The sequence below is a fragment of the Streptococcus mitis genome (genome assembly GCF_047460035.1).
Taxonomy (GTDB): Bacteria; Bacillota; Bacilli; order Lactobacillales; family Streptococcaceae; genus Streptococcus; species Streptococcus mitis_DW.
The window spans coordinates 39890-60216 of the sequence record NZ_JASHHB010000011.1 but is presented as its reverse complement, the minus strand read 5'-3'; the positions used below and the strand labels follow the sequence as shown (position 1 = coordinate 60216).

General features: G+C 39.9%; 17 protein-coding genes. All 17 read left to right on the top strand.

Annotated elements, in window-relative coordinates:
• The first annotated feature begins 59 nt into the window (after window positions 1-59).
• Window positions 60-929: a branched-chain amino acid ABC transporter permease gene (locus QM956_RS09435; RefSeq protein WP_000941427.1), complete on the top strand. Its 870-nt coding sequence runs from the start codon at window positions 60-62 to the stop codon at window positions 927-929.
• 3 nt (window positions 930-932) lie between these two features.
• On the top strand, window positions 933-1889 hold the full coding sequence (locus QM956_RS09430; protein WP_000662286.1) for a branched-chain amino acid ABC transporter permease: 957 nt from the start codon (window positions 933-935) through the stop codon (window positions 1887-1889).
• Window positions 1889-2653 carry an ABC transporter ATP-binding protein gene (locus QM956_RS09425; protein ID WP_001185997.1) on the top strand — a complete coding sequence of 255 codons (765 nt, stop codon included), beginning with the start codon at window positions 1889-1891 and terminating at the stop codon, window positions 2651-2653. Before QM956_RS09430 ends, QM956_RS09425 begins: the two co-directional genes overlap by 1 nt.
• The gene (locus QM956_RS09420; RefSeq protein WP_049497486.1) at window positions 2653-3363 is read left to right on the top strand and encodes an ABC transporter ATP-binding protein; all 711 of its coding nucleotides are present in this window, start codon (window positions 2653-2655) and stop codon (window positions 3361-3363) included. The genes QM956_RS09425 and QM956_RS09420 overlap by 1 nt, the downstream gene beginning before the upstream one ends.
• Before the next feature lie 409 nt (window positions 3364-3772).
• Complete coding sequence (locus QM956_RS09415; RefSeq protein WP_084886845.1) at window positions 3773-4429, top strand: CBS domain-containing protein; 657 nt, start codon at window positions 3773-3775, stop codon at window positions 4427-4429.
• Window positions 4430-4537: 108 nt separating this feature from the next.
• Window positions 4538-5633, top strand: a protein-coding gene (gene prfB / locus QM956_RS09410) for a peptide chain release factor 2 (protein WP_142359004.1) whose coding sequence is annotated in 2 segments (ribosomal slippage) — window positions 4538-4609 and window positions 4611-5633 — 1095 coding nt in all. Because the reading frame shifts where the segments join, the coding sequence is not laid out codon by codon here.
• A 17-nt stretch (window positions 5634-5650) separates the two neighbouring features.
• On the top strand, window positions 5651-6343 hold the full coding sequence (ftsE, locus tag QM956_RS09405; RefSeq protein WP_000022260.1) for a cell division ATP-binding protein FtsE: 693 nt from the start codon (window positions 5651-5653) through the stop codon (window positions 6341-6343).
• Entirely contained in the window at window positions 6336-7262 is a 927-nt protein-coding gene (ftsX, locus tag QM956_RS09400) for a permease-like cell division protein FtsX (protein ID WP_084886982.1), read from the top strand. The genes ftsE and ftsX overlap by 8 nt, the downstream gene beginning before the upstream one ends.
• Before the next feature lie 184 nt (window positions 7263-7446).
• Entirely contained in the window at window positions 7447-9627 is a 2181-nt protein-coding gene (locus QM956_RS09395; protein ID WP_261011588.1) for a PTS transporter subunit IIBC, read from the top strand.
• A 51-nt stretch (window positions 9628-9678) separates the two neighbouring features.
• Window positions 9679-10494, top strand: coding sequence for an endonuclease/exonuclease/phosphatase family protein (locus tag QM956_RS09390; RefSeq protein WP_261011589.1), 816 nt, complete (start codon window positions 9679-9681; stop codon window positions 10492-10494).
• 140 nt (window positions 10495-10634) lie between these two features.
• A complete protein-coding gene (locus QM956_RS09385; RefSeq protein ID WP_261011590.1) occupies window positions 10635-11978 on the top strand; it encodes a DEAD/DEAH box helicase in 1344 nt (447 codons plus the stop codon).
• Window positions 11979-12345: 367 nt separating this feature from the next.
• Window positions 12346-13536: a methionine adenosyltransferase gene (metK, locus tag QM956_RS09380; protein WP_070527971.1), complete on the top strand. Its 1191-nt coding sequence runs from the start codon at window positions 12346-12348 to the stop codon at window positions 13534-13536.
• 87 nt (window positions 13537-13623) lie between these two features.
• Complete coding sequence (gene pgdA / locus QM956_RS09375) at window positions 13624-15015, top strand: peptidoglycan-N-acetylglucosamine deacetylase PgdA (RefSeq protein WP_261011591.1); 1392 nt, start codon at window positions 13624-13626, stop codon at window positions 15013-15015.
• Window positions 15016-15093: 78 nt separating this feature from the next.
• Window positions 15094-15936: an aldo/keto reductase gene (locus QM956_RS09370; RefSeq protein ID WP_261011592.1), complete on the top strand. Its 843-nt coding sequence runs from the start codon at window positions 15094-15096 to the stop codon at window positions 15934-15936.
• 271 nt (window positions 15937-16207) lie between these two features.
• Window positions 16208-16969, top strand: a complete 762-nt coding sequence (locus QM956_RS09365) for an elongation factor Tu (protein WP_084886828.1) — start codon at window positions 16208-16210, stop codon at window positions 16967-16969.
• A 192-nt stretch (window positions 16970-17161) separates the two neighbouring features.
• Window positions 17162-18079: a glycine--tRNA ligase subunit alpha gene (gene glyQ, locus QM956_RS09360; RefSeq protein WP_084929988.1), complete on the top strand. Its 918-nt coding sequence runs from the start codon at window positions 17162-17164 to the stop codon at window positions 18077-18079.
• A gap of 211 nt (window positions 18080-18290) precedes the next feature.
• Window positions 18291-20327 carry a glycine--tRNA ligase subunit beta gene (glyS, locus tag QM956_RS09355; protein ID WP_084929987.1) on the top strand — a complete coding sequence of 679 codons (2037 nt, stop codon included), beginning with the start codon at window positions 18291-18293 and terminating at the stop codon, window positions 20325-20327.

Here is a 20327-nt window from a genome sequence, read left to right as displayed (position 1 = left end):
AGAACCTATCAAAAAATGAGGGGAAACCCTCAAAATTATAAATAGAAAGAGTGAATCTTATGCTCCAACAACTAGTAAATGGTTTGATTCTAGGTAGTGTTTATGCGCTGTTAGCCCTAGGATATACCATGGTTTACGGAATTATCAAGCTCATCAACTTCGCCCATGGTGATATTTATATGATGGGAGCCTTTATCGGTTATTTCTTGATTAATTCTTTCCAAATGAATTTCTTTGTAGCTCTTATTGTAGCTATGTTAGCGACAGCCATTCTTGGTGTCGTGATTGAGTTCCTTGCTTACCGACCTTTGCGTCACTCTACTCGTATTGCTGTTTTGATTACAGCTATTGGGGTTTCCTTCCTATTGGAGTATGGCATGGTCTATCTGGTTGGTGCCAATACCCGTGCCTTCCCTCAAGCGATTCAAACAGTTCGCTATGATTTGGGACCAGTTAGCCTAACAAACGTTCAGTTAATGATCTTGGCCATTTCCTTGATTTTGATGATTTTGTTACAAGTCATTGTCCAAAAGACTAAGATGGGGAAAGCCATGCGTGCCGTATCCGTAGATAGCGATGCAGCGCAATTGATGGGGATCAATGTAAACCGTACTATCAGCTTTACCTTTGCTTTGGGTTCAGCTCTTGCGGGTGCGGCAGGTGTTCTGATTGCCCTCTATTATAACTCTCTTGAGCCTTTGATGGGAGTTACTCCAGGTCTTAAGTCTTTCGTTGCCGCAGTACTTGGTGGTATCGGAATCATTCCTGGTGCGGCGCTTGGTGGATTTGTAATTGGTCTATTGGAAACCTTTGCGACAGCCTTTGGAATGTCAGACTTCCGTGATGCCATTGTTTATGGAATCTTGTTGTTGATCTTGATTGTCCGCCCAGCTGGTATCCTTGGTAAAAATGTGAAAGAGAAGGTGTAAACGATGAAAGAAAATTTAAAAGTTAATATTCTATGGTTACTCCTTTTGTTAGCTGGCTATGGCTTGATTAGTGTATTGGTTTCAGTCGGAGTACTCAATCTATTCTATGTTCAGATTTTACAACAAATAGGAATTAATATTATTCTGGCTGTTGGTCTCAACTTAATCGTTGGTTTTTCAGGACAATTTTCACTTGGGCATGCTGGTTTCATGGCGATTGGTGCCTATGCAGCAGCTATTATTGGTTCTAAATCACCAACCTACGGTGCCTTCTTTGGAGCTATGCTGATAGGGGCTTTACTTTCAGGAGCAGTTGCCTTGCTTGTCGGAATTCCAACCTTGCGCTTGAAGGGGGACTACCTTGCGGTAGCAACTCTAGGTGTTTCTGAAATTATCCGTATCTTTATCATCAATGGCGGAAGCCTTACAAATGGTGCGGCAGGTATCTTGGGAATTCCAAACTTTACAACTTGGCAAATGGTTTACTTCTTTGTCGTGATTACAACCATTGCAACCTTGAACTTCTTGCGTAGTCCAATTGGTCGTTCAACTCTCTCTGTTCGTGAGGATGAAATCGCTGCTGAGTCAGTTGGGGTTAATACGACTAAGATTAAAATCATCGCTTTCGTCTTTGGTGCCATTACTGCAAGTATTGCAGGGTCACTTCAGGCAGGATTTATCGGTTCAGTTGTACCCAAAGATTACACCTTCATCAACTCAATCAACGTTTTGATCATTGTTGTATTTGGTGGACTTGGTTCCATTACAGGTGCCATTGTTTCAGCTATTGTTCTTGGAATTTTGAATATGCTTCTCCAAGATGTTGCCAGTGTGCGTATGATTATCTACGCTTTGGCCTTGGTATTGGTAATGATTTTCAGACCAGGTGGACTCCTTGGAACATGGGAATTGAGCCTATCACGTTTCTTTAAAAAATCTAAGAAGGAGGAACAAAACTAATGGCATTACTTGAAGTAAAACAGTTAACCAAACATTTTGGCGGTCTAACAGCTGTTGGAGATGTGACTCTTGAATTGAACGAAGGGGAACTGGTTGGACTAATCGGTCCAAACGGAGCTGGTAAGACCACCCTTTTCAACCTCTTGACGGGTGTATATGAACCAAGTGAGGGAACAGTTACCTTAGATGGTCACCTTTTGAATGGAAAGTCACCTTATAAGATTGCCTCTTTGGGACTTGGACGTACATTCCAAAATATCCGTCTCTTTAAAGATTTAACAGTTTTGGACAATGTTTTGATTGCCTTTGGCAACCATCACAAACAACATGTTTTTGCTAGTTTTTTACGCTTACCAGCTTTTTACAAGAGTGAAAAAGAATTAAAGGCTAAAGCCTTGGAATTGCTTAAAATCTTTGATTTAGATGGTGATGCAGAAACGCTTGCTAAAAATCTTGCCTACGGACAACAACGTCGTTTGGAAATTGTTCGTGCCCTTGCTACGGAACCTAAAATTCTCTTTTTAGATGAACCAGCAGCAGGTATGAACCCACAGGAAACAGCAGAATTGACTGAGTTAATTCGTCGTATCAAAGATGAATTTAAGATTACGATCATGCTGATTGAACACGATATGAATCTGGTCATGGAAGTGACAGAACGTATCTACGTACTTGAATATGGTCGTTTGATTGCTCAGGGAACTCCAGACGAAATTAAGACCAATAAACGCGTTATCGAAGCTTATCTAGGAGGTGAAGCCTAATGTCTATGTTAAAAGTTGATAATCTTTCTGTGCATTACGGTATGATCCAAGCAGTCCGTGATGTAAGCTTTGAAGTAAATGAAGGAGAGGTTGTTTCCCTTATCGGTGCCAATGGTGCAGGTAAGACAACCATTCTCCGTACCTTGTCTGGTTTGGTTAGACCGAGTTCAGGAAAGATTGAATTTTTAGGTCAAGAAATCCAAAAAATGCCAGCTCAAAAAATCGTGGCAGGTGGTCTTTCACAAGTTCCAGAAGGACGCCACGTCTTCCCTGGCTTGACCGTCTTGGAAAATCTAGAAATGGGAGCTTTCTTAAAGAAAAATCGTGAAGAAAATCAAGCTAACTTGAAAAAAGTTTTCTCACGCTTTCCTCGTCTTGAAGAACGGAAGAACCAAGATGCAGCCACTCTTTCAGGGGGGGAACAACAAATGCTTGCCATGGGACGCGCTCTTATGTCAACACCAAAACTTCTTCTCTTAGATGAACCATCAATGGGACTTGCCCCAATCTTTATTCAAGAGATCTTTGATATCATTCAAGATATTCAGAAACAAGGAACAACCGTCCTCTTGATTGAACAAAATGCCAATAAAGCACTCGCAATCTCTGACCGAGGTTATGTACTGGAAACAGGAAAAATCGTTCTATCAGGAACAGGAAAAGAACTCGCTTCATCAGAAGAAGTCAGAAAAGCATATCTAGGTGGCTAAAAAGGTCCGGGGGACCTTTTTAGTCGGCGGATGAAGATTGCGAAGCAATTATCAAATCCAGTGGATTGTTTTAGCTGGCAGATGAAGATTGCGAAATAATCATCATTATAGTCCGGGGGACCTTTTTAGTCAGTGAATAGAGATTGCGAAGCAATTATATTTTCCAGTGGATTATTTTAGTCGGCATATTTAGGTTGCAAACAAATCTACATCTACACTGAAAGATGAATTTCTAATAATTGAAAAAATCGAATGAAACGTTTCTTACCTTCATTCACAGAGCTCGATTTCAGAGCTCTTTTTGCTAGCTTATTCATACTTTTCTGAATTTTGAAAAAGAAATGTAAGCGTTTGATAGATTTACAAAAAGATTGTATAATAGGGATAAGAATAGAAAAGGAGAAGTCTCATGGCAGTTAAAGATTTTATGACCCGCAAGGTAGTTTATATTAGTCCAGATACAACAGTATCTCATGCAGCAGATTTAATGAGAGAGCAAGGATTGCACCGCTTGCCTGTTATCGAAAATGATCAATTAGTTGGTTTGGTGACTGAGGGAACCATTGCACAAGCAAGTCCATCAAAAGCAACAAGTCTTTCTATCTATGAGATGAATTATCTTCTAAATAAGACAAAAGTAAAAGATGTCATGATTCGCGATGTTGTCACTGTTTCAGGCTATGCGAGTCTAGAGGATGCAACTTATCTGATGTTGAAAAATAAGATTGGTATTCTTCCTGTAGTAGATAACCATCAAGTATACGGAGTTATTACGGACCGTGACGTTTTCCAAGCCTTTCTTGAAATTGCTGGTTATGGTGAAGAAGGAATTCGTGTGCGCTTTGTTACGGAAAACGAAGTTGGCGTTCTTGGAAAAATTGTTTCTTTGATTGTAGAAGAAAATTTGAATATCTCTCATACAGTCAATATTCCGCGTAAGGATGGTAAGGTGATTATCGAAGTTCAAATTGATGGTTCAGTTGATTTGATAGCATTAAAGCAAAAATTTGAAGCTGAAAATATTCAAGTGGAAGAGATTAGTCGTACTTCTGCGAAAGTTTTATAAGAAGGGAAGCCGAAAGGCTTCCTTTTATGTTTAATAAGGGATTAGAGCAAAAGATGGAAAGAAATGATAGATTATGGTATAATAAAACGATATAAAAAAGGAGTATTTATGGACATTTCAGAAATTCGTCAGAAAATTGACGCAAATCGTGAAAAATTAGCTTCTTTCAGGGGGTCTCTTTGACCTCGAAGGTTTAGAGGAAGAGATTGCCATCTTGGAAAACAAGATGACAGAACCTGATTTTTGGAACGATAATATCGCGGCCCAAAAAACGTCGCAAGAATTAAATGAATTAAAAAACACATACAACACCTTCCACAAAATGGAAGAGTTGCAGGATGAAGTCGAAATTTTATTAGACTTTTTAGCTGAAGATGAGTCGGTTCATGAAGAATTGGTAACGCAGTTATCCGAACTTGATAAGATGATGACCAGTTACGAGATGACCTTGCTCTTGTCAGAACCTTATGACCATAATAATGCGATTTTGGAAATCCATCCAGGATCCGGTGGTACTGAGGCTCAGGACTGGGGTGATATGTTGCTTCGTATGTATACTCGCTATGGAAATGCTAAAGGCTTTAAAGTGGAAGTATTAGATTACCAAGCAGGAGATGAAGCTGGTATCAAGTCAGTAACCTTATCATTTGAAGGACCTAATGCCTATGGTCTTCTCAAATCAGAAATGGGTGTTCACCGCTTGGTGCGAATTTCACCATTTGACTCTGCTAAACGTCGCCATACCTCTTTCACATCTGTAGAAGTAATGCCAGAATTGGATGATACCATTGAAGTGGAAATCCGTGAAGATGATATCAAGATGGATACCTTTCGTTCAGGTGGAGCTGGTGGACAAAACGTCAATAAAGTTTCAACAGGTGTGCGTTTAACACATATTCCTACTGGGACTGTTGTCCAGTCAACGGTCGATCGTACCCAGTATGGAAATAGAGATCGTGCCATGAAGATGTTGCAGGCTAAGCTCTATCAAATGGAGCAAGAAAAGAAAGCTGCGGAAGTTGATTCCCTCAAGGGTGAGAAAAAGGAAATCACATGGGGAAGCCAAATCCGTTCATATGTTTTCACGCCTTATACTATGGTAAAAGACCATCGAACTAGCTTTGAAGTTGCACAAGTAGATAAGGTTATGGATGGAGACCTAGATGGTTTTATTGATGCCTATCTCAAGTGGAGAATCAGCTAAGATAGAAAGGAACTCACATGTCAATTATTGAAATGAGAGATGTCGTCAAAAAATACGACAACGGAACGACTGCCCTACGTGGTGTTTCGGTCAGCATTCAACCAGGAGAATTTGCCTATATCGTAGGTCCGTCAGGAGCTGGGAAATCAACCTTTATTCGTTCTTTGTATCGCGAAGTAAAAATCGAAAAAGGAAGCTTATCTGTTGCTGGTTTTAATCTGGTTAAAATTAAAAAGAAAGATGTCCCTCTCCTACGTCGTAGTGTTGGGGTTGTCTTCCAAGATTATAAACTGTTACCAAAGAAAACCGTTTATGAAAATATTGCTTATGCAATGGAGGTAATTGGAGAAAGTCGCCGTAATATCAAAAAACGTGTTATGGAAGTTTTAGACTTGGTTGGATTGAAGCATAAGGTTCGTTCTTTCCCAAATGAACTTTCAGGGGGAGAACAACAGCGTATTGCGATTGCGCGTGCTATTGTAAATAATCCTAAAGTATTGATTGCGGACGAACCAACAGGAAACTTGGACCCAGATAATTCATGGGAAATCATGAATTTGTTGGAACGCATCAATCTCCAAGGTACAACTGTCTTGATGGCTACCCACAACAGTCAGATTGTAAATACCTTGCGCCACCGTGTCATTGCCATTGAAAATGGCCGTGTCGTTCGTGACGAAGCTAAAGGAGAATATGGATACGATGATTAGTAGATTTTTTCGCCATTTATTTGAATCATTAAAAAGTTTGAAACGAAATGGCTGGATGACAGTAGCTGCTGTCAGTTCAGTTATGATTACTTTGACCTTGGTTGCAATATTTGCATCTGTTATCTTTAATACGGCTAAACTAGCTACAGATATTGAAAATAATGTCCGAGTAATGGTATACATTCGTAAGGACGTAGCTGATAATAGTGAGACGATTGAAAAAGAAGGTCAAACTGTTACAAATAACGACTACCATAAGGTATATGATGCTTTAAAAGGTATGTCAACCGTTAAAAGTGTTACTTTTTCAAGTAAAGAAGAACAATACGAAAAATTAACTGAGACAATGGGGGATAACTGGAAAATCTTTGATGGTGACGCCAATCCTCTCTATGATGCATATATCGTTGATACCAATACACCAAGTGATGTAAAGACAGTAGCAGAAGAGGCTAAAAAAATCGAAGGTGTGTCAGAAGTTCAAGATGGTGGTGCTAATACAGAACGCTTGTTTAAGTTAGCCTCATTTATTCGTGTCTGGGGACTAGTTATTGCGGGCCTCTTGATTTTCATTGCGGTGTTCTTGATTTCTAATACTATACGTATCACCATTATTTCACGAAGCCGTGAAATTCAAATCATGCGTTTAGTAGGTGCTAAGAATGGCTATATCCGCGGACCTTTCTTGCTTGAAGGTGCCTTTATTGGTTTACTTGGAGCAACACTTCCATCAGTTCTGGTATTTATTGTCTATAAAATGGTTTACCAATCGGTTAATAAGTCATTGGTTGGTCAGAACCTTTCAATGATATCACCAGAAGTATTCAGTCCACTGATGATTGCCTTATTATTTGTGATTGGAATTTTTATCGGTTCAATCGGATCAGGAATTTCTATGCGCCGATTCCTGAAAATCTAAAATAAAATAGAAGTATATTTGAGGAGGTTTTAATATCTCCTTTTTTACTACAAAAATTTTAGAAAAAAGTCTAATTTTTTTTATAAAAGCCTTTACAAAAAAAATTAAAGTGGTATAATTGAATTATAGAAAGTGCAAACGTTTTCGTAAAACGTTTGCCTAAATAAAAATAAAGGAGATTTGAATGATGAAAGATACATTCAAAAATGTCTTGTCTTTCGAGTTTTGGCAAAAATTCGGTAAGGCTTTGATGGTGGTTATCGCGGTTATGCCGGCTGCTGGTTTGATGATTTCAATCGGTAAGTCTATCGTAATGATTAACCCAACTTTTGCACCACTTGTAGTTACAGGTGGAATTCTTGAGCAAATTGGTTGGGGGGTTATCGGTAACCTTCACATTTTGTTTGCCCTAGCAATTGGAGGAAGCTGGGCTAAAGAACGTGCTGGTGGTGCTTTCGCCGCTGGTCTTGCCTTCATCTTGATTAACCGTATCACTGGTACAATCTTTGGTGTATCAGGAGATATGTTGAAAAATCCAGATGCTATGGTCACAACTCTCTTTGGTGGTTCAATCAAAGTTGCTGATTACTTCATTAGTGTTCTTGAAGCTCCAGCATTGAACATGGGTGTGTTTGTAGGGATTATCTCAGGTTTTGTAGGGGCAACTGCTTACAATAAATACTACAACTTCCGTAAACTTCCTGATGCACTTTCATTCTTCAACGGGAAACGTTTCGTACCATTTGTAGTTATTCTTCGTTCAGCAATCGCTGCAATTCTACTTGCTGCCTTCTGGCCAGTAGTTCAAACAGGTATCAATAGCTTTGGTATCTGGATTGCTAACTCACAAGAAACTGCTCCAATCCTTGCACCATTCTTGTATGGTACTTTGGAACGTTTGCTCTTGCCATTTGGTCTTCACCATATGTTGACTATCCCAATGAACTACACAGCTCTTGGTGGTACTTATGACATTTTAACTGGTGCAGCTAAAGGTACTCAAGTATTTGGTCAAGACCCACTATGGCTTGCATGGGTAACAGACCTTGTTAACCTTAAAGGTACAGATGCAAGTCACTACCAACAATTGTTAGATACTGTTCACCCAGCTCGTTTCAAAGTTGGACAAATGATCGGTTCATTCGGTATCTTGATGGGTGTGATCGTTGCTATCTACCGTAATGTCGATGCTGATAAGAAACATCAATATAAAGGTATGATGATTGCGACAGCTCTTGCAACATTCTTGACAGGGGTTACTGAACCAATCGAATACATGTTCATGTTTGTAGCAACACCTATGTATCTTGTTTACTCACTTGTTCAAGGTGCTGCCTTCGCTATGGCTGACGTAGTAAACCTACGTGTCCACTCATTCGGTTCAATTGAATTCTTGACTCGTACACCACTAGCAATTAATGCTGGTATTGGTATGGATATCGTTAACTTTATCTGGGTAACTGTTCTCTTTGCTGTAATCATGTACTTTATCGCAAACTTCATGATTCAAAAATTCAACTACGCAACTCCAGGGCGTAACGGAAACTACGAAACTGCTGAAGGTTCAGAAGAATCTAGCAGCGAAGTGAAAGTTGCAGCAGGCTCTCAAGCTGTAAACATTATCAACCTTCTTGGTGGACGTGCAAACATCGTTGATGTTGACGCATGTATGACTCGTCTTCGTGTAACTGTTAAAGATGCAGATAAAGTAGGAAATGCAGAACAATGGAAAGCAGAAGGAGCTATGGGTCTTGTCATGAAAGGACAAGGAGTTCAAGCTATCTACGGTCCAAAAGCAGACGTATTGAAATCTGATATCCAAGATATCCTTGATTCAGGTGAAATCATTCCTGAAACTCTTCCAAGTCAAATGACAGAAGCGCAACAAAACACTGTTCACTTCAAAGGTCTTACTGAGGAAGTTTACTCAGTAGTAGACGGTCAAGTTGTTGCCTTGGAACAAGTTAAAGATCCAGTATTTGCTCAAAAAATGATGGGCGACGGATTTGCAGTAGAACCTGCAAATGGAAACATTGTATCTCCAGTTTCAGGTACTGTATCAAGTATTTTCCCTACAAAACATGCTCTTGGTCTTGTGACTGAAGCAGGTCTTGAAGTATTGGTTCACATTGGTTTGGACACAGTAAGTCTTGAAGGAAAACCATTTACTGTTCATGTAGCTGAAGGACAAAAAGTTGCAGCAGGTGATCTTCTTGTCACAGCTGACTTGGATGCTATCCGTGCAGCAGGTCGTGAAACTTCAACAGTGGTTGTCTTCACAAATGCTGAAGCTATTAAATCAGTTAAATTAGAACAAACAGGTTCTCTTGCAGCTAAAACAGCAGTTGCTAAAGTAGAATTGTAATACACTTGAGGTTGGAAGCTGTATTCCAACCTCTTATTTTGGGAGAAAAGAATGAAATTTTTAACACTCAATACTCACAGTTGGATGGAAAAAGAAGCAGAGGAAAAATTCCAGATTTTGCTTCAGGATATTCTTGAAAAGGACTATGATTTGATATGTTTCCAAGAAATCAATCAGGAGATTACTTCGCCAGAGGTGGAGGTTAATGACCTTTATCAAGCTTTGCCAGCAGCTGAGCCTATTCACCAAGACCATTATGTTAGACTTTTGGTTGAAAAGTTGTCAGAGCAAGGGAAAGATTACTACTGGACTTGGGCCTATAACCATATTGGTTATGACCGCTACCATGAAGGTGTGGCTATCTTGTCTAAAACACCTATTGAAGTCAGAGAAATTTTAGTTTCAGATGTGGATGATCCAACAGACTATCATACTCGCCGTGTTGCCCTGGCTGAAACTGTAGTTGATGGTAAGGAGCTTGCAGTTGCAAGTGTCCACCTTTCTTGGTGGGATAAAGGTTTCCAAGAAGAATGGGCACGATTTGAGGCTGTCTTGAAAGAATTGAACAAGCCGCTTTTGCTAGCTGGAGATTTTAACAACCCAGCTGGTCAGGAAGGCTATCAAGCTATTTTAGCTAGCTCATTAGGCTTACAAGACGCTTTTGAAGTTGCTAAAGAGAAAAGCGGTAGCTATACCGTTCCACCAGAAATTGATGGCTGGAAAGGGAACACTGAACCCCTTCGAATCGACTATGTTTTTACTACCAAAGAGTTAGCGGTGGAAAATTTACATGTCGTATTTGATGGTAATAAGAGTCCACAAGTGAGTGATCACTATGGCTTGAATGCTACTTTAAACTGGAAATAAGGACTGAAAAGAGGTTGGGATTCACAAATTCCAGCCTTTTTCTGACTAGAAAAGCTACTGGAAATAGCCTAAATAAGTGAGACTACTGAAATGGAATAAAATGTGGTATAATTGATAGGATAGATAGAATCGAGGATATTATGTCATTTACGAAATTTCAATTTAAAAACTATATTAGAGAAGCCTTGCAGGAGTTGAAATTTACAACTCCAACAGAGGTACAAGATAAGTTGATTCCCATTGTCTTGGCAGGCCGAGATTTGGTTGGAGAATCAAAAACAGGTTCAGGTAAGACTCACACTTTCCTATTGCCGATTTTCCAGCAATTAGATGAAGCCAGCGATAGTGTTCAAGCAGTGATTACTGCACCGAGCCGTGAATTAGCTACTCAGATTTACCAAGCAGCCCGTCAGATTGCAGCCTACTCAGAAGTGGAAGTTCGTGTGGTTAATTATGTGGGAGGGACAGATAAGGCTCGCCAGATTGAGAAATTGGCAAGCAACCAGCCTCATATTGTTATCGGAACGCCAGGTCGTATCTACGACTTGGTTAAATCTGGTGACCTAGCTATTCACAAGTCCAAGACCTTTGTGATCGATGAGGCAGACATGACCTTGGATATGGGATTCTTAGAAACGGTTGATAAGATTGCTGGAAGCCTTCCAAAAGACCTGCAATTCATGGTCTTCTCAGCTACTATTCCACAAAAACTGCAACCATTCTTGAAAAAATACTTATCAAATCCTGTTATGGAGAAAATCAAGACCAAAACGGTTATTTCTGATACTATTGATAATTGGTTGATTTCGACCAAGGGCCGAGATAAGAATGCTCAAATTTACCAGTTGACTCAGTTGATGCAACCGTATTTGGCAATGATTTTTGTTAACACTAAAACGCGTGCAGATGAATTGCATTCATATCTGACTGCTCAAGGCTTGAAGGTGGCAAAAATCCATGGGGATATTGCACCTCGTGAGCGCAAACGTATCATGAACCAGGTTAAAAATTTGGATTTTGAGTACATTGTCGCAACAGATTTGGCGGCGCGTGGAATTGACATTGAAGGTGTCAGCCATGTCATCAATGATGCCATTCCGCAAGATTTGTCCTTCTTTGTTCACCGTGTTGGTCGTACTGGACGAAATGGCCTACCAGGTACAGCTATTACCCTTTATCAGCCAAGTGATGACTCGGATATCCGTGAGTTGGAGAAATTGGGAATCAAGTTTACTCCTAAGATGGTCAAAGATGGGGAATTTCAAGATACTTATGACCGTGATCGTCGTGTCAACCGTGAGAAAAAACAAGATAAACTTGATATCGAAATGATTGGTTTGGTTAAAAAGAAAAAGAAAAAAGTCAAACCAGGTTATAAGAAAAAAATTCAATGGGCGGTTGATGAAAAGCGCCGCAAGACCAAACGCGCTGAAAATCGTGCTCGTGGTCGTGCAGAGCGTAAAGCAAAACGCCAAACATTTTAATAGAAAAAGTTGGAGTACTGAGCTCCAACTTTTTTTATTTATGAGAACGAAATATCTACATTGAAACACTACATTATAGACTGCAAATTGCGTTTAAAAATGGTATAATGGTAAAGTTATATAGTCCCGATAAGATGGTAGAAATTTCTATTTTTTCTTTCGAGTCGCAATTCGCAAAGAATGATGGCTCCAAAGTCGTTCGTCATTCTACGGTTGCCGCTATAATGCGGTCACCCTATGCGCCTTACTAGCTTCAGAAATAAAAAATTATCGTTTTTATTTCTTTCGCGTCGTAACTCTTAGACTATAGAAATACCTATCAGTACTTTGTAACTCTATAACACTATTTTTAAGGGGGGACATTTTTATGTCAGAACGTAAATTATTCACGTCTGAATCTGTATCTGAGGGGCATCCAGATAAGATTGCAGACCAAATTTCAGATGCGATTTTGGATGCTATTTTAGCTAAGGATCCAGAGGCGCACGTTGCTGCTGAGACAGCTGTATATACTGGTTCCGTCCATGTTTTTGGTGAAATTTCTACAAATGCCTATGTGGATATTAACCGTGTGGTTCGTGATACCATTGCAGAGATTGGCTACACCAATACAGAATATGGTTTTTCTGCTGAGACGGTGGGAGTCCATCCGTCACTTGTTGAGCAGTCACCAGATATTGCCCAAGGTGTTAACGAAGCCTTGGAGGTTCGTGGGAATGCAGACCAAGATCCGCTTGACTTGATTGGTGCTGGTGACCAAGGGCTCATGTTTGGATTTGCAGTGGATGAAACAGAAGAGCTCATGCCTTTGCCAATTTCACTCAGTCATAAATTGGTTCGTCGTCTGGCAGAACTTCGTAAGTCTGGGGAAATTAGCTATCTTCGCCCAGATGCTAAATCACAAGTTACGGTTGAGTATGATGAAAATGACCGTCCAGTACGTGTGGACACAGTTGTTATTTCAACTCAGCACGATCCAGAAGTCAGCAACGAACAAATTCACAATGATGTCATTAATAAGGTTATCAAAGAGGTTATTCCAGCCTCTTACTTGGATGAGCAAACAAAATTCTTCATCAATCCTACTGGTCGTTTTGTAATCGGTGGACCGCAAGGGGACTCAGGTTTGACTGGTCGTAAGATTATCGTAGATACTTATGGTGGCTACTCTCGTCACGGTGGTGGTGCCTTCTCTGGTAAAGATGCGACTAAGGTGGATCGTTCTGCGTCATATGCAGCTCGCTACATTGCCAAGAACATCGTTGCAGCAGGTCTTGCTAAGAAAGCAGAAGTGCAATTGGCCTATGCCATCGGTGTTGCGCAGCCTGTCTCTGTTCGTATCGATACCTTTGGTACAGGAAGAGTAGCTGAAAGCAAGCTTGAAAAAGCAGCCCGTCAAATCTTTGACCTTCGCCCTGCAGGAATTATCCAAATGCTGGACCTCAAGCGCCCAATTTACCGTCAAACAGCGGCTTACGGTCACATGGGACGTACAGATATTGATCTTCCATGGGAACGTTTGGATAAGGTAGATGCTTTGAAAGAAGCAGTAAAATAAGATTTTAAGAGGGAGTTCCCCTCTTTTTAATATACTATTTCCTCCCAAATCATTGAAATTATAGCTTGAATTTGATATGATGGTTCTATGGATAAAAGTAGAGCAAAGCGTGTTGAGCACGATAAAAAGAGAATCGGTTTAATAGCCCTGGTAGCTATCTTTTCAGTAAGTATTTGCGTCCTTGGTTCAATGATTGGATACAAAGTATATACAAAGCAAAGTTTTGAACAAAGGATTGAAACGCTCAAAAAAGAGAAAGATGATCAATTGAGTGAGGGAAATCAGAAAGATCATTTTCGTAAGGGACAAGCAGAAGTAATTGCCTATTATCCTCTCCAAGGGGAGCAAGTGATTTCATCTGTACAAGAAATCATGACACAGGATATTAAGGAAAATCTGGAAGACAAAGAAAATCTGGTTTTTTATTATACGGAGAAACAGGATTCGACTTTAAAAGGGATTGTCAACCGAAGTGTGATGAAACAAGTCTATGATTTAACTTCGTCAAAAGTTGAAGAGACTGAAAAAACTAGTCTGGCAAAAGTACATTTGACAGAAGATGGTAAACCTTTTACACTTGATCAATTATTTTCAGATCCTAGTAAAGCCAAAGAGCAGTTGTTAAAAGAAATCACCACTTTCTTACAGGATAAGAAATTGGAGCAAGAAAAGATTGATCAAGTTGTTAAAGGCTTCTCTGACCAAGACTTGTCTGCATGGAATTTTGATTACAAGGATAGTCAGATTATCCTTTATCCAAGTCAGTCAGTTGAAAATCTAGATGAGATTGCCTTGCCGGTATCAAGTTTCTTTGAGGTTATTCAGTCCTCTTATTTATTAGATAAGGACGCAGAACTATATAAGGCTTATTATGAAAAGAAAAATCAAAAAGTAGTAGCTTTAACTTTTGATGATGGACCAAATCCTGCGACGACAAACCAAGCATTAGATACACTTTCTAAGTATGGTATCAAGGCAACTTTCTTTGTTTTAGGTAAGAATGTTTCTGGCAATGAAGAGATATTGAAACGCATGAAAGCAGATGGCCATGTTATTGGAAACCATAGTTGGAGCCATCCAGTGCTTTCAAAACTTTCGCTTGATGAAGCTAAAAAACAAATTACTGATACTGAGGATGCGCTAACTAAAGTGTTGGGGTCTAGCTCCAAACTTATGCGTCCCCCTTATGGAGCTATTACAGACGACATTCGCAATAGCCTCGATTTGAGCTTTATTATGTGGGATGTAGATAGTCTGGACTGGAAGAGTAAAAATGAAGCATCTATTTTGACAGAAATTCAGCGTGAAGTTAAGAATGGTTCTATTATTCTCATGCATGATATCCATGCTGAAACAGTGAATGCTTTACCAAAGGTCATTGACTATTTGAAAGGTCAGGGTTATGACTTTGTGACCGTACCAGATTTGTTAGATTCTCGTCTTAAAGCTCACCAGCTTTACTACGACCGTGATCAATAATACACAAAATCTAAAGAGATAAGTTTTCCTTGAAAATTTGCCTCTTTGGATTTTCTTCTAATTTAGAAAGGAAAAATAATGAAATCTTATACTTTAAATAATGGTGTTACGATTCCAGTACTAGGATTTGGAACCTGGAAAGCTGAAAATGGAGAGATTGCCTATCAAGCTGTTCTAGAGGCTTTAAAGGCAGGCTATCGCCATATCGATACGGCAGCTATTTATAAAAATGAAGAAAGCGTTGGTCGTGCTATTCAAGATAGTGGCGTTCCGCGTGAGGAAATTTTTGTAACCAGTAAACTCTGGAATACAAATCATAACTATGAGCAAGCTCGTCAGGCTTTTGAAGAGTCTTTAGAGAAGCTGGGCTTGGGATATTTGGATTTGTATTTGATTCATTGGCCAAATCCAAAACCACTCAGAGAAAATAACCACTGGAAAATCCGAAATTCAGAAGTTTGGAGAGCGATGGAGGATCTTTACCTAGAAGGCAAAATCCGTGCTATCGGTGTTAGTAATTTTCTTCCCCATCATTTGGATGCCTTGCTTGAAACAGCAAAAATTCTTCCAGCGGTCAATCAAGTTCGTTTGGCTCCAGGTGTGTATCAAGAGGAAGTCGTAGATTACTGTCGAGAAAAAGGAATTTTATTGGAAGCTTGGGGACCTTTTGGTCAGGGAGAACTATTTGATAGTAAGGAAGTCCAAGAAATCGCAACAAATCACGGAAAGTCTGTTGCTCAGATAGCCTTGGCATGGAGCTTAGCAGAAGGATTTTTACCACTTCCGAAATCTGTCACAGCGTCTCGTATTCAGGCTAATCTTGATTGTTTCGGAATTGAGCTGAATCATGAGGAACGTGAAACCTTAAAAACAATTGCTGTTCAGTCTGGTGCTCCACGAGTTGATGATATGGATTTCTAGAAAATCATAAAAAAATTGTACATTGTTCTAATTTTTGATATAATAGTCAGCAGGAAAGAAAGTCTTATGGCGTTCTTCAAGCGAGCTTGGGATAGTGGGAGCCAAGTAGGACAAAATAAAGAGCTGGCGCTTTCTGTAGTATTTTCAAAAACAATGAAGTAATAAATTAGGGTGGAACCGCGTTTTTGACGCCCCTAGGTTAAATCAACCTAGGATTGTCGGACGCGGTTCTTTCGCTTATTCAGTCTATTATGTGAAAGAAAGGAGAGACGTGGAAAACCTTTATCTTGTAAAAGACGATAGTCAACTAGCTACATTTCGTGATTTTGTAGTAAGAAATACTGAAAAGTTGAAAGATTATCAATCTTTTTTAAAGAATGAACTTGCAGTCTGTGATTTACCGCAAGCCATTATTTGGTCAAGTTTTAATGCTGCTACACAGATTATTAGGGAAAGTGCAGTTCCAGCCTATACAAATAATAGACGAATGGTTATGACGCCTGATTTAGCTGTTTGGAAAGAGTTGTATTTGTATCAGTTGATGGACTACGAGTGTTCTCAGCAAACTCAAGCAATAGAAAGTCACTATCATTCTTTATCTGAAAATTTCCTCTTACAGATTGTAGGACATGAGTTAGCTCATTGGTCGGAGCATTTTTTAGATGATTTTGATGGTTACGACTCTTATATATGGTTCGAAGAGGGGATGGTTGAATATATTAGTCGCAAGTATTTCTTGACAGAAGAGGAATTTCAAGCGGAAAAAATTTGTAATCAATCTCTTGTAGAACTTTTTCAGAAGAAGTATGGTTGGCATTCATTGAATGATTTTGGTTCTTCGACTTATGATAAGAACTATGCAAGTATTTTTTACGAATACTGGCGTAGTTTTTTGACAATAGATAAGTTGGTAGAAAATCTAGGTAGTGTACAAGCGGTCTTCGATTCTTATCATTTATGGGCAAATACAGATAAAACTCTACCCTTGTTAAATTGGTTTGTTCAGCAGAAATTAATTGAAAAAGAAATATAAAAACTAAAGGAGTAAACAATGTCTAAAAAATTGACTTTCCACTGCGTCAGTGGCAGAAACCTCCTTATAGTCGGACTGCCTCACGCTCAGCACTAGATTGCCTGAGCTAGACGCAGTACTAACTCGTCTTGCCTCGTATGATCGACGAGGCAGACTCGTGTCGCAAGTAATTTATATAAAAAGGAGTAAACAATGTCTAAGAAATTAACATTTCAAGAAATTATTTTGACTTTGCAACAATTTTGGAATGACCAAGGTTGTATGCTTATGCAAGCTTATGATAATGAAAAAGGTGCGGGTACAATGAGTCCTTACACTTTCCTTCGTGCTATCGGTCCTGAGCCATGGAATGCAGCGTATGTGGAGCCATCACGTCGTCCTGCTGACGGTCGTTATGGGGAAAACCCTAACCGTCTCTACCAACACCACCAATTCCAAGTGGTCATGAAGCCTTCTCCATCAAACATCCAAGAACTGTACCTTGAGTCTTTGGAAAAATTGGGAATCAATCCTTTGGAACACGATATTCGTTTTGTTGAGGACAACTGGGAAAACCCATCTACTGGATCTGCAGGTCTCGGTTGGGAAGTTTGGCTTGATGGGATGGAAATCACTCAGTTCACTTATTTCCAACAAGTAGGTGGATTGGCAACTGGCCCTGTGACTGCGGAAGTTACCTATGGTTTGGAGCGTTTGGCTTCTTACATTCAAGAAGTAGACTCTGTCTATGATATCGAGTGGGCTGATGGTGTAAAATATGGAGAAATCTTTATCCAGCCTGAGTATGAGCACTCAAAATATTCATTTGAAATTTCAGATCAAGAAATGTTGCTGGAAAACTTTGATAAGTTTGAAAAAGAAGCTAGTCGTGCCTTGGAAGAAGGTTTGGTTCACCCTGCCTATGACTATGTTCTCAAATGTTCACATACCTTTAACCTGCTTGATGCGCGTGGTGCTGTATCTGTAACAGAGCGCGCAGGCTATATCGCTCGTATCCGTAACTTGGCCCGTGTCGTAGCCAAAACCTTTGTCGCAGAACGCAAACGCCTAGGCTACCCACTTTTGGATGAAGAAACAAGAGCTAAACTCTTAGCAGAAGACGCGGAATAAAGAAAGTGACAAATTACGAAAATGGGCGAACAGTGTGAGCCCTGAACCAGTTGCCGCAGTGATGAAGGTATCCTTAGTGAAACTAAGGATACTAGGCAAAATTGGAGACTTTTGGCTCCAATTTTAGCAATGAAACAACGAAGTTGGTTGCTTGCGTGCCAATCACATAAGGCAAACTGGAAAATAAAAAGATATTTTTCGGAGAAAAAACATGACAAAAAACTTATTAGTAGAACTCGGTCTTGAAGAATTACCAGCCTATGTTGTCACACCAAGTGAAAAACAACTAGGCGAAAAAATGGTAGCCTTCCTCAAGGAAAACCGCCTGTCTTTTGAAGCTATTCAAACCTTCTCAACACCCCGTCGTTTGGCTGTTCGTGTGACTGGTCTTGCAGACAAACAGTCTGATTTGACAGAAGATTTTAAGGGGCCAGCAAAGAAAATTGCCTTGGATAGTGATGGAAATTTCACCAAAGCAGCTCAAGGATTTGTCCGAGGAAAAGGCTTGACTGTTGAAGATATCGAATTTCGTGAAATTAAGGGTGAAGAATATGTCTATGTCACTAAGGAAGAAATTGGTCAAGCAGTTGAAGCCATTGTTCCTGGTGTTGTAGATGTCTTGAAGTCCTTGACTTTCCCTGTCAGCATGCACTGGGCTAACAACACCTTTGAATATATCCGCCCTGTTCACACTTTAACTGTTCTTTTAGATGAAGAAGAGTTTGATTTGGATTTCCTTGATATCAAGGGAGGTCGTGTGAGCCGTGGTCATCGTTTCTTGGGACAAGAAACTAAGATTCAGTCAGCATTGAGCTATGAAGAAGACCTTCGTAAGCAGTTTGTAATCGCAGATCCACGTGAACGTGAGCAAATGATTGTTGACCAAATCAAAGCAATCGAAACTGAGCATGGTGTACGTATCGAAATTGATGCTGATTTGCTGAATGAAGTCTTGAACTTGGTTGAATACCCAACTGCCTTTATGGGAAGTTTTGATGCCAAATACCTTGAAGTTCCAGAAGAAGTTTTGGTGACTTCAATGAAAGAACACCAACGTTACTTTGTTGTTCGTGATCAAGACGGTAAACTATTGCCAAACTTCATTTCTGTTCGTAACGGAAACGCAGAGTATTTGGAAAATGTCATTAAAGGAAATGAAAAAGTCTTAGTAGCTCGCTTAGAAGACGGTGAATTCTTCTGGCGTGAAGACCAAAAATTGGTGATTTCAGATCTTGTTGAAAAATTAAACAATGTCACCTTCCATGAGAAGATTGGTTCCCTTCGTGAACACATGATTCGTACGGGGCAGATTGCTATTCTCTTGGCAGAAAAAGCAGGATTGTCAGCGGATGAAACGATTGATCTAGCCCGTGCAGCAGCCATTTACAAGTTTGACTTGTTGACAGGTATGGTTGGCGAATTTGACGAACTCCAAGGAATTATGGGTGAGAAATATGCCCTTCTTGCTGGTGAAACTCCAGCGGTGGCAGCTGCTATTCGTGAACACTACATGCCTACATCAGCCGAAGGCGAACTTCCAAAGAGCAAAGTCGGCGCAGTGCTTGCCATTGCAGACAAATTGGACACTATTTTGAGTTTCTTCTCAGTAGGTTTGATTCCATCAGGTTCTAATGACCCTTATGCCCTTCGTCGTGCGACGCAAGGTGTGGTTCGTATCTTGGATGCCTTTGGTTGGCACATTGCTATGGATGAGTTGATTGATAGCCTTTATGCTTTAACATTTGACAGCTTGACTTATGAAAATAAAGCAGAGGTTATGGATTTTATCAAGGCTCGTGTTGATAAGATGATGGGTTCTACTCCAAAAGATATCAAGGAAGCAGTTCTTGCAGGTTCAAACTTTGTTGTGGCAGAGATGTTGGAAGCAGCAAGTGCTCTCGTAGAAGCAAGCAAGGAAGAAGACTTCAAACCATCTGTGGAATCACTTTCTCGTGCTTTTAACTTGGCTGAAAAGGTAGAAGGAGTTGCAACAGTTGATTCAGCACTTTTTGAAAATGACCAAGAAAAAGCTTTGGCGGAAGCAGTAGAATCACTTATTTTATCAGGATCTGCCAGTCAGCAATTGAAACAACTCTTTGCTCTTAGCCCAGTCATTGATGCATTCTTTGAGAATACCATGGTTATGGCTGAAAATGAAGCAGTCCGTCAAAATCGTTTGGCAATCTTGTCACAACTAACCAAGAAAGCAGCTAAGCTCGCTCGTTTTAACCAAATCAATACTAAATAA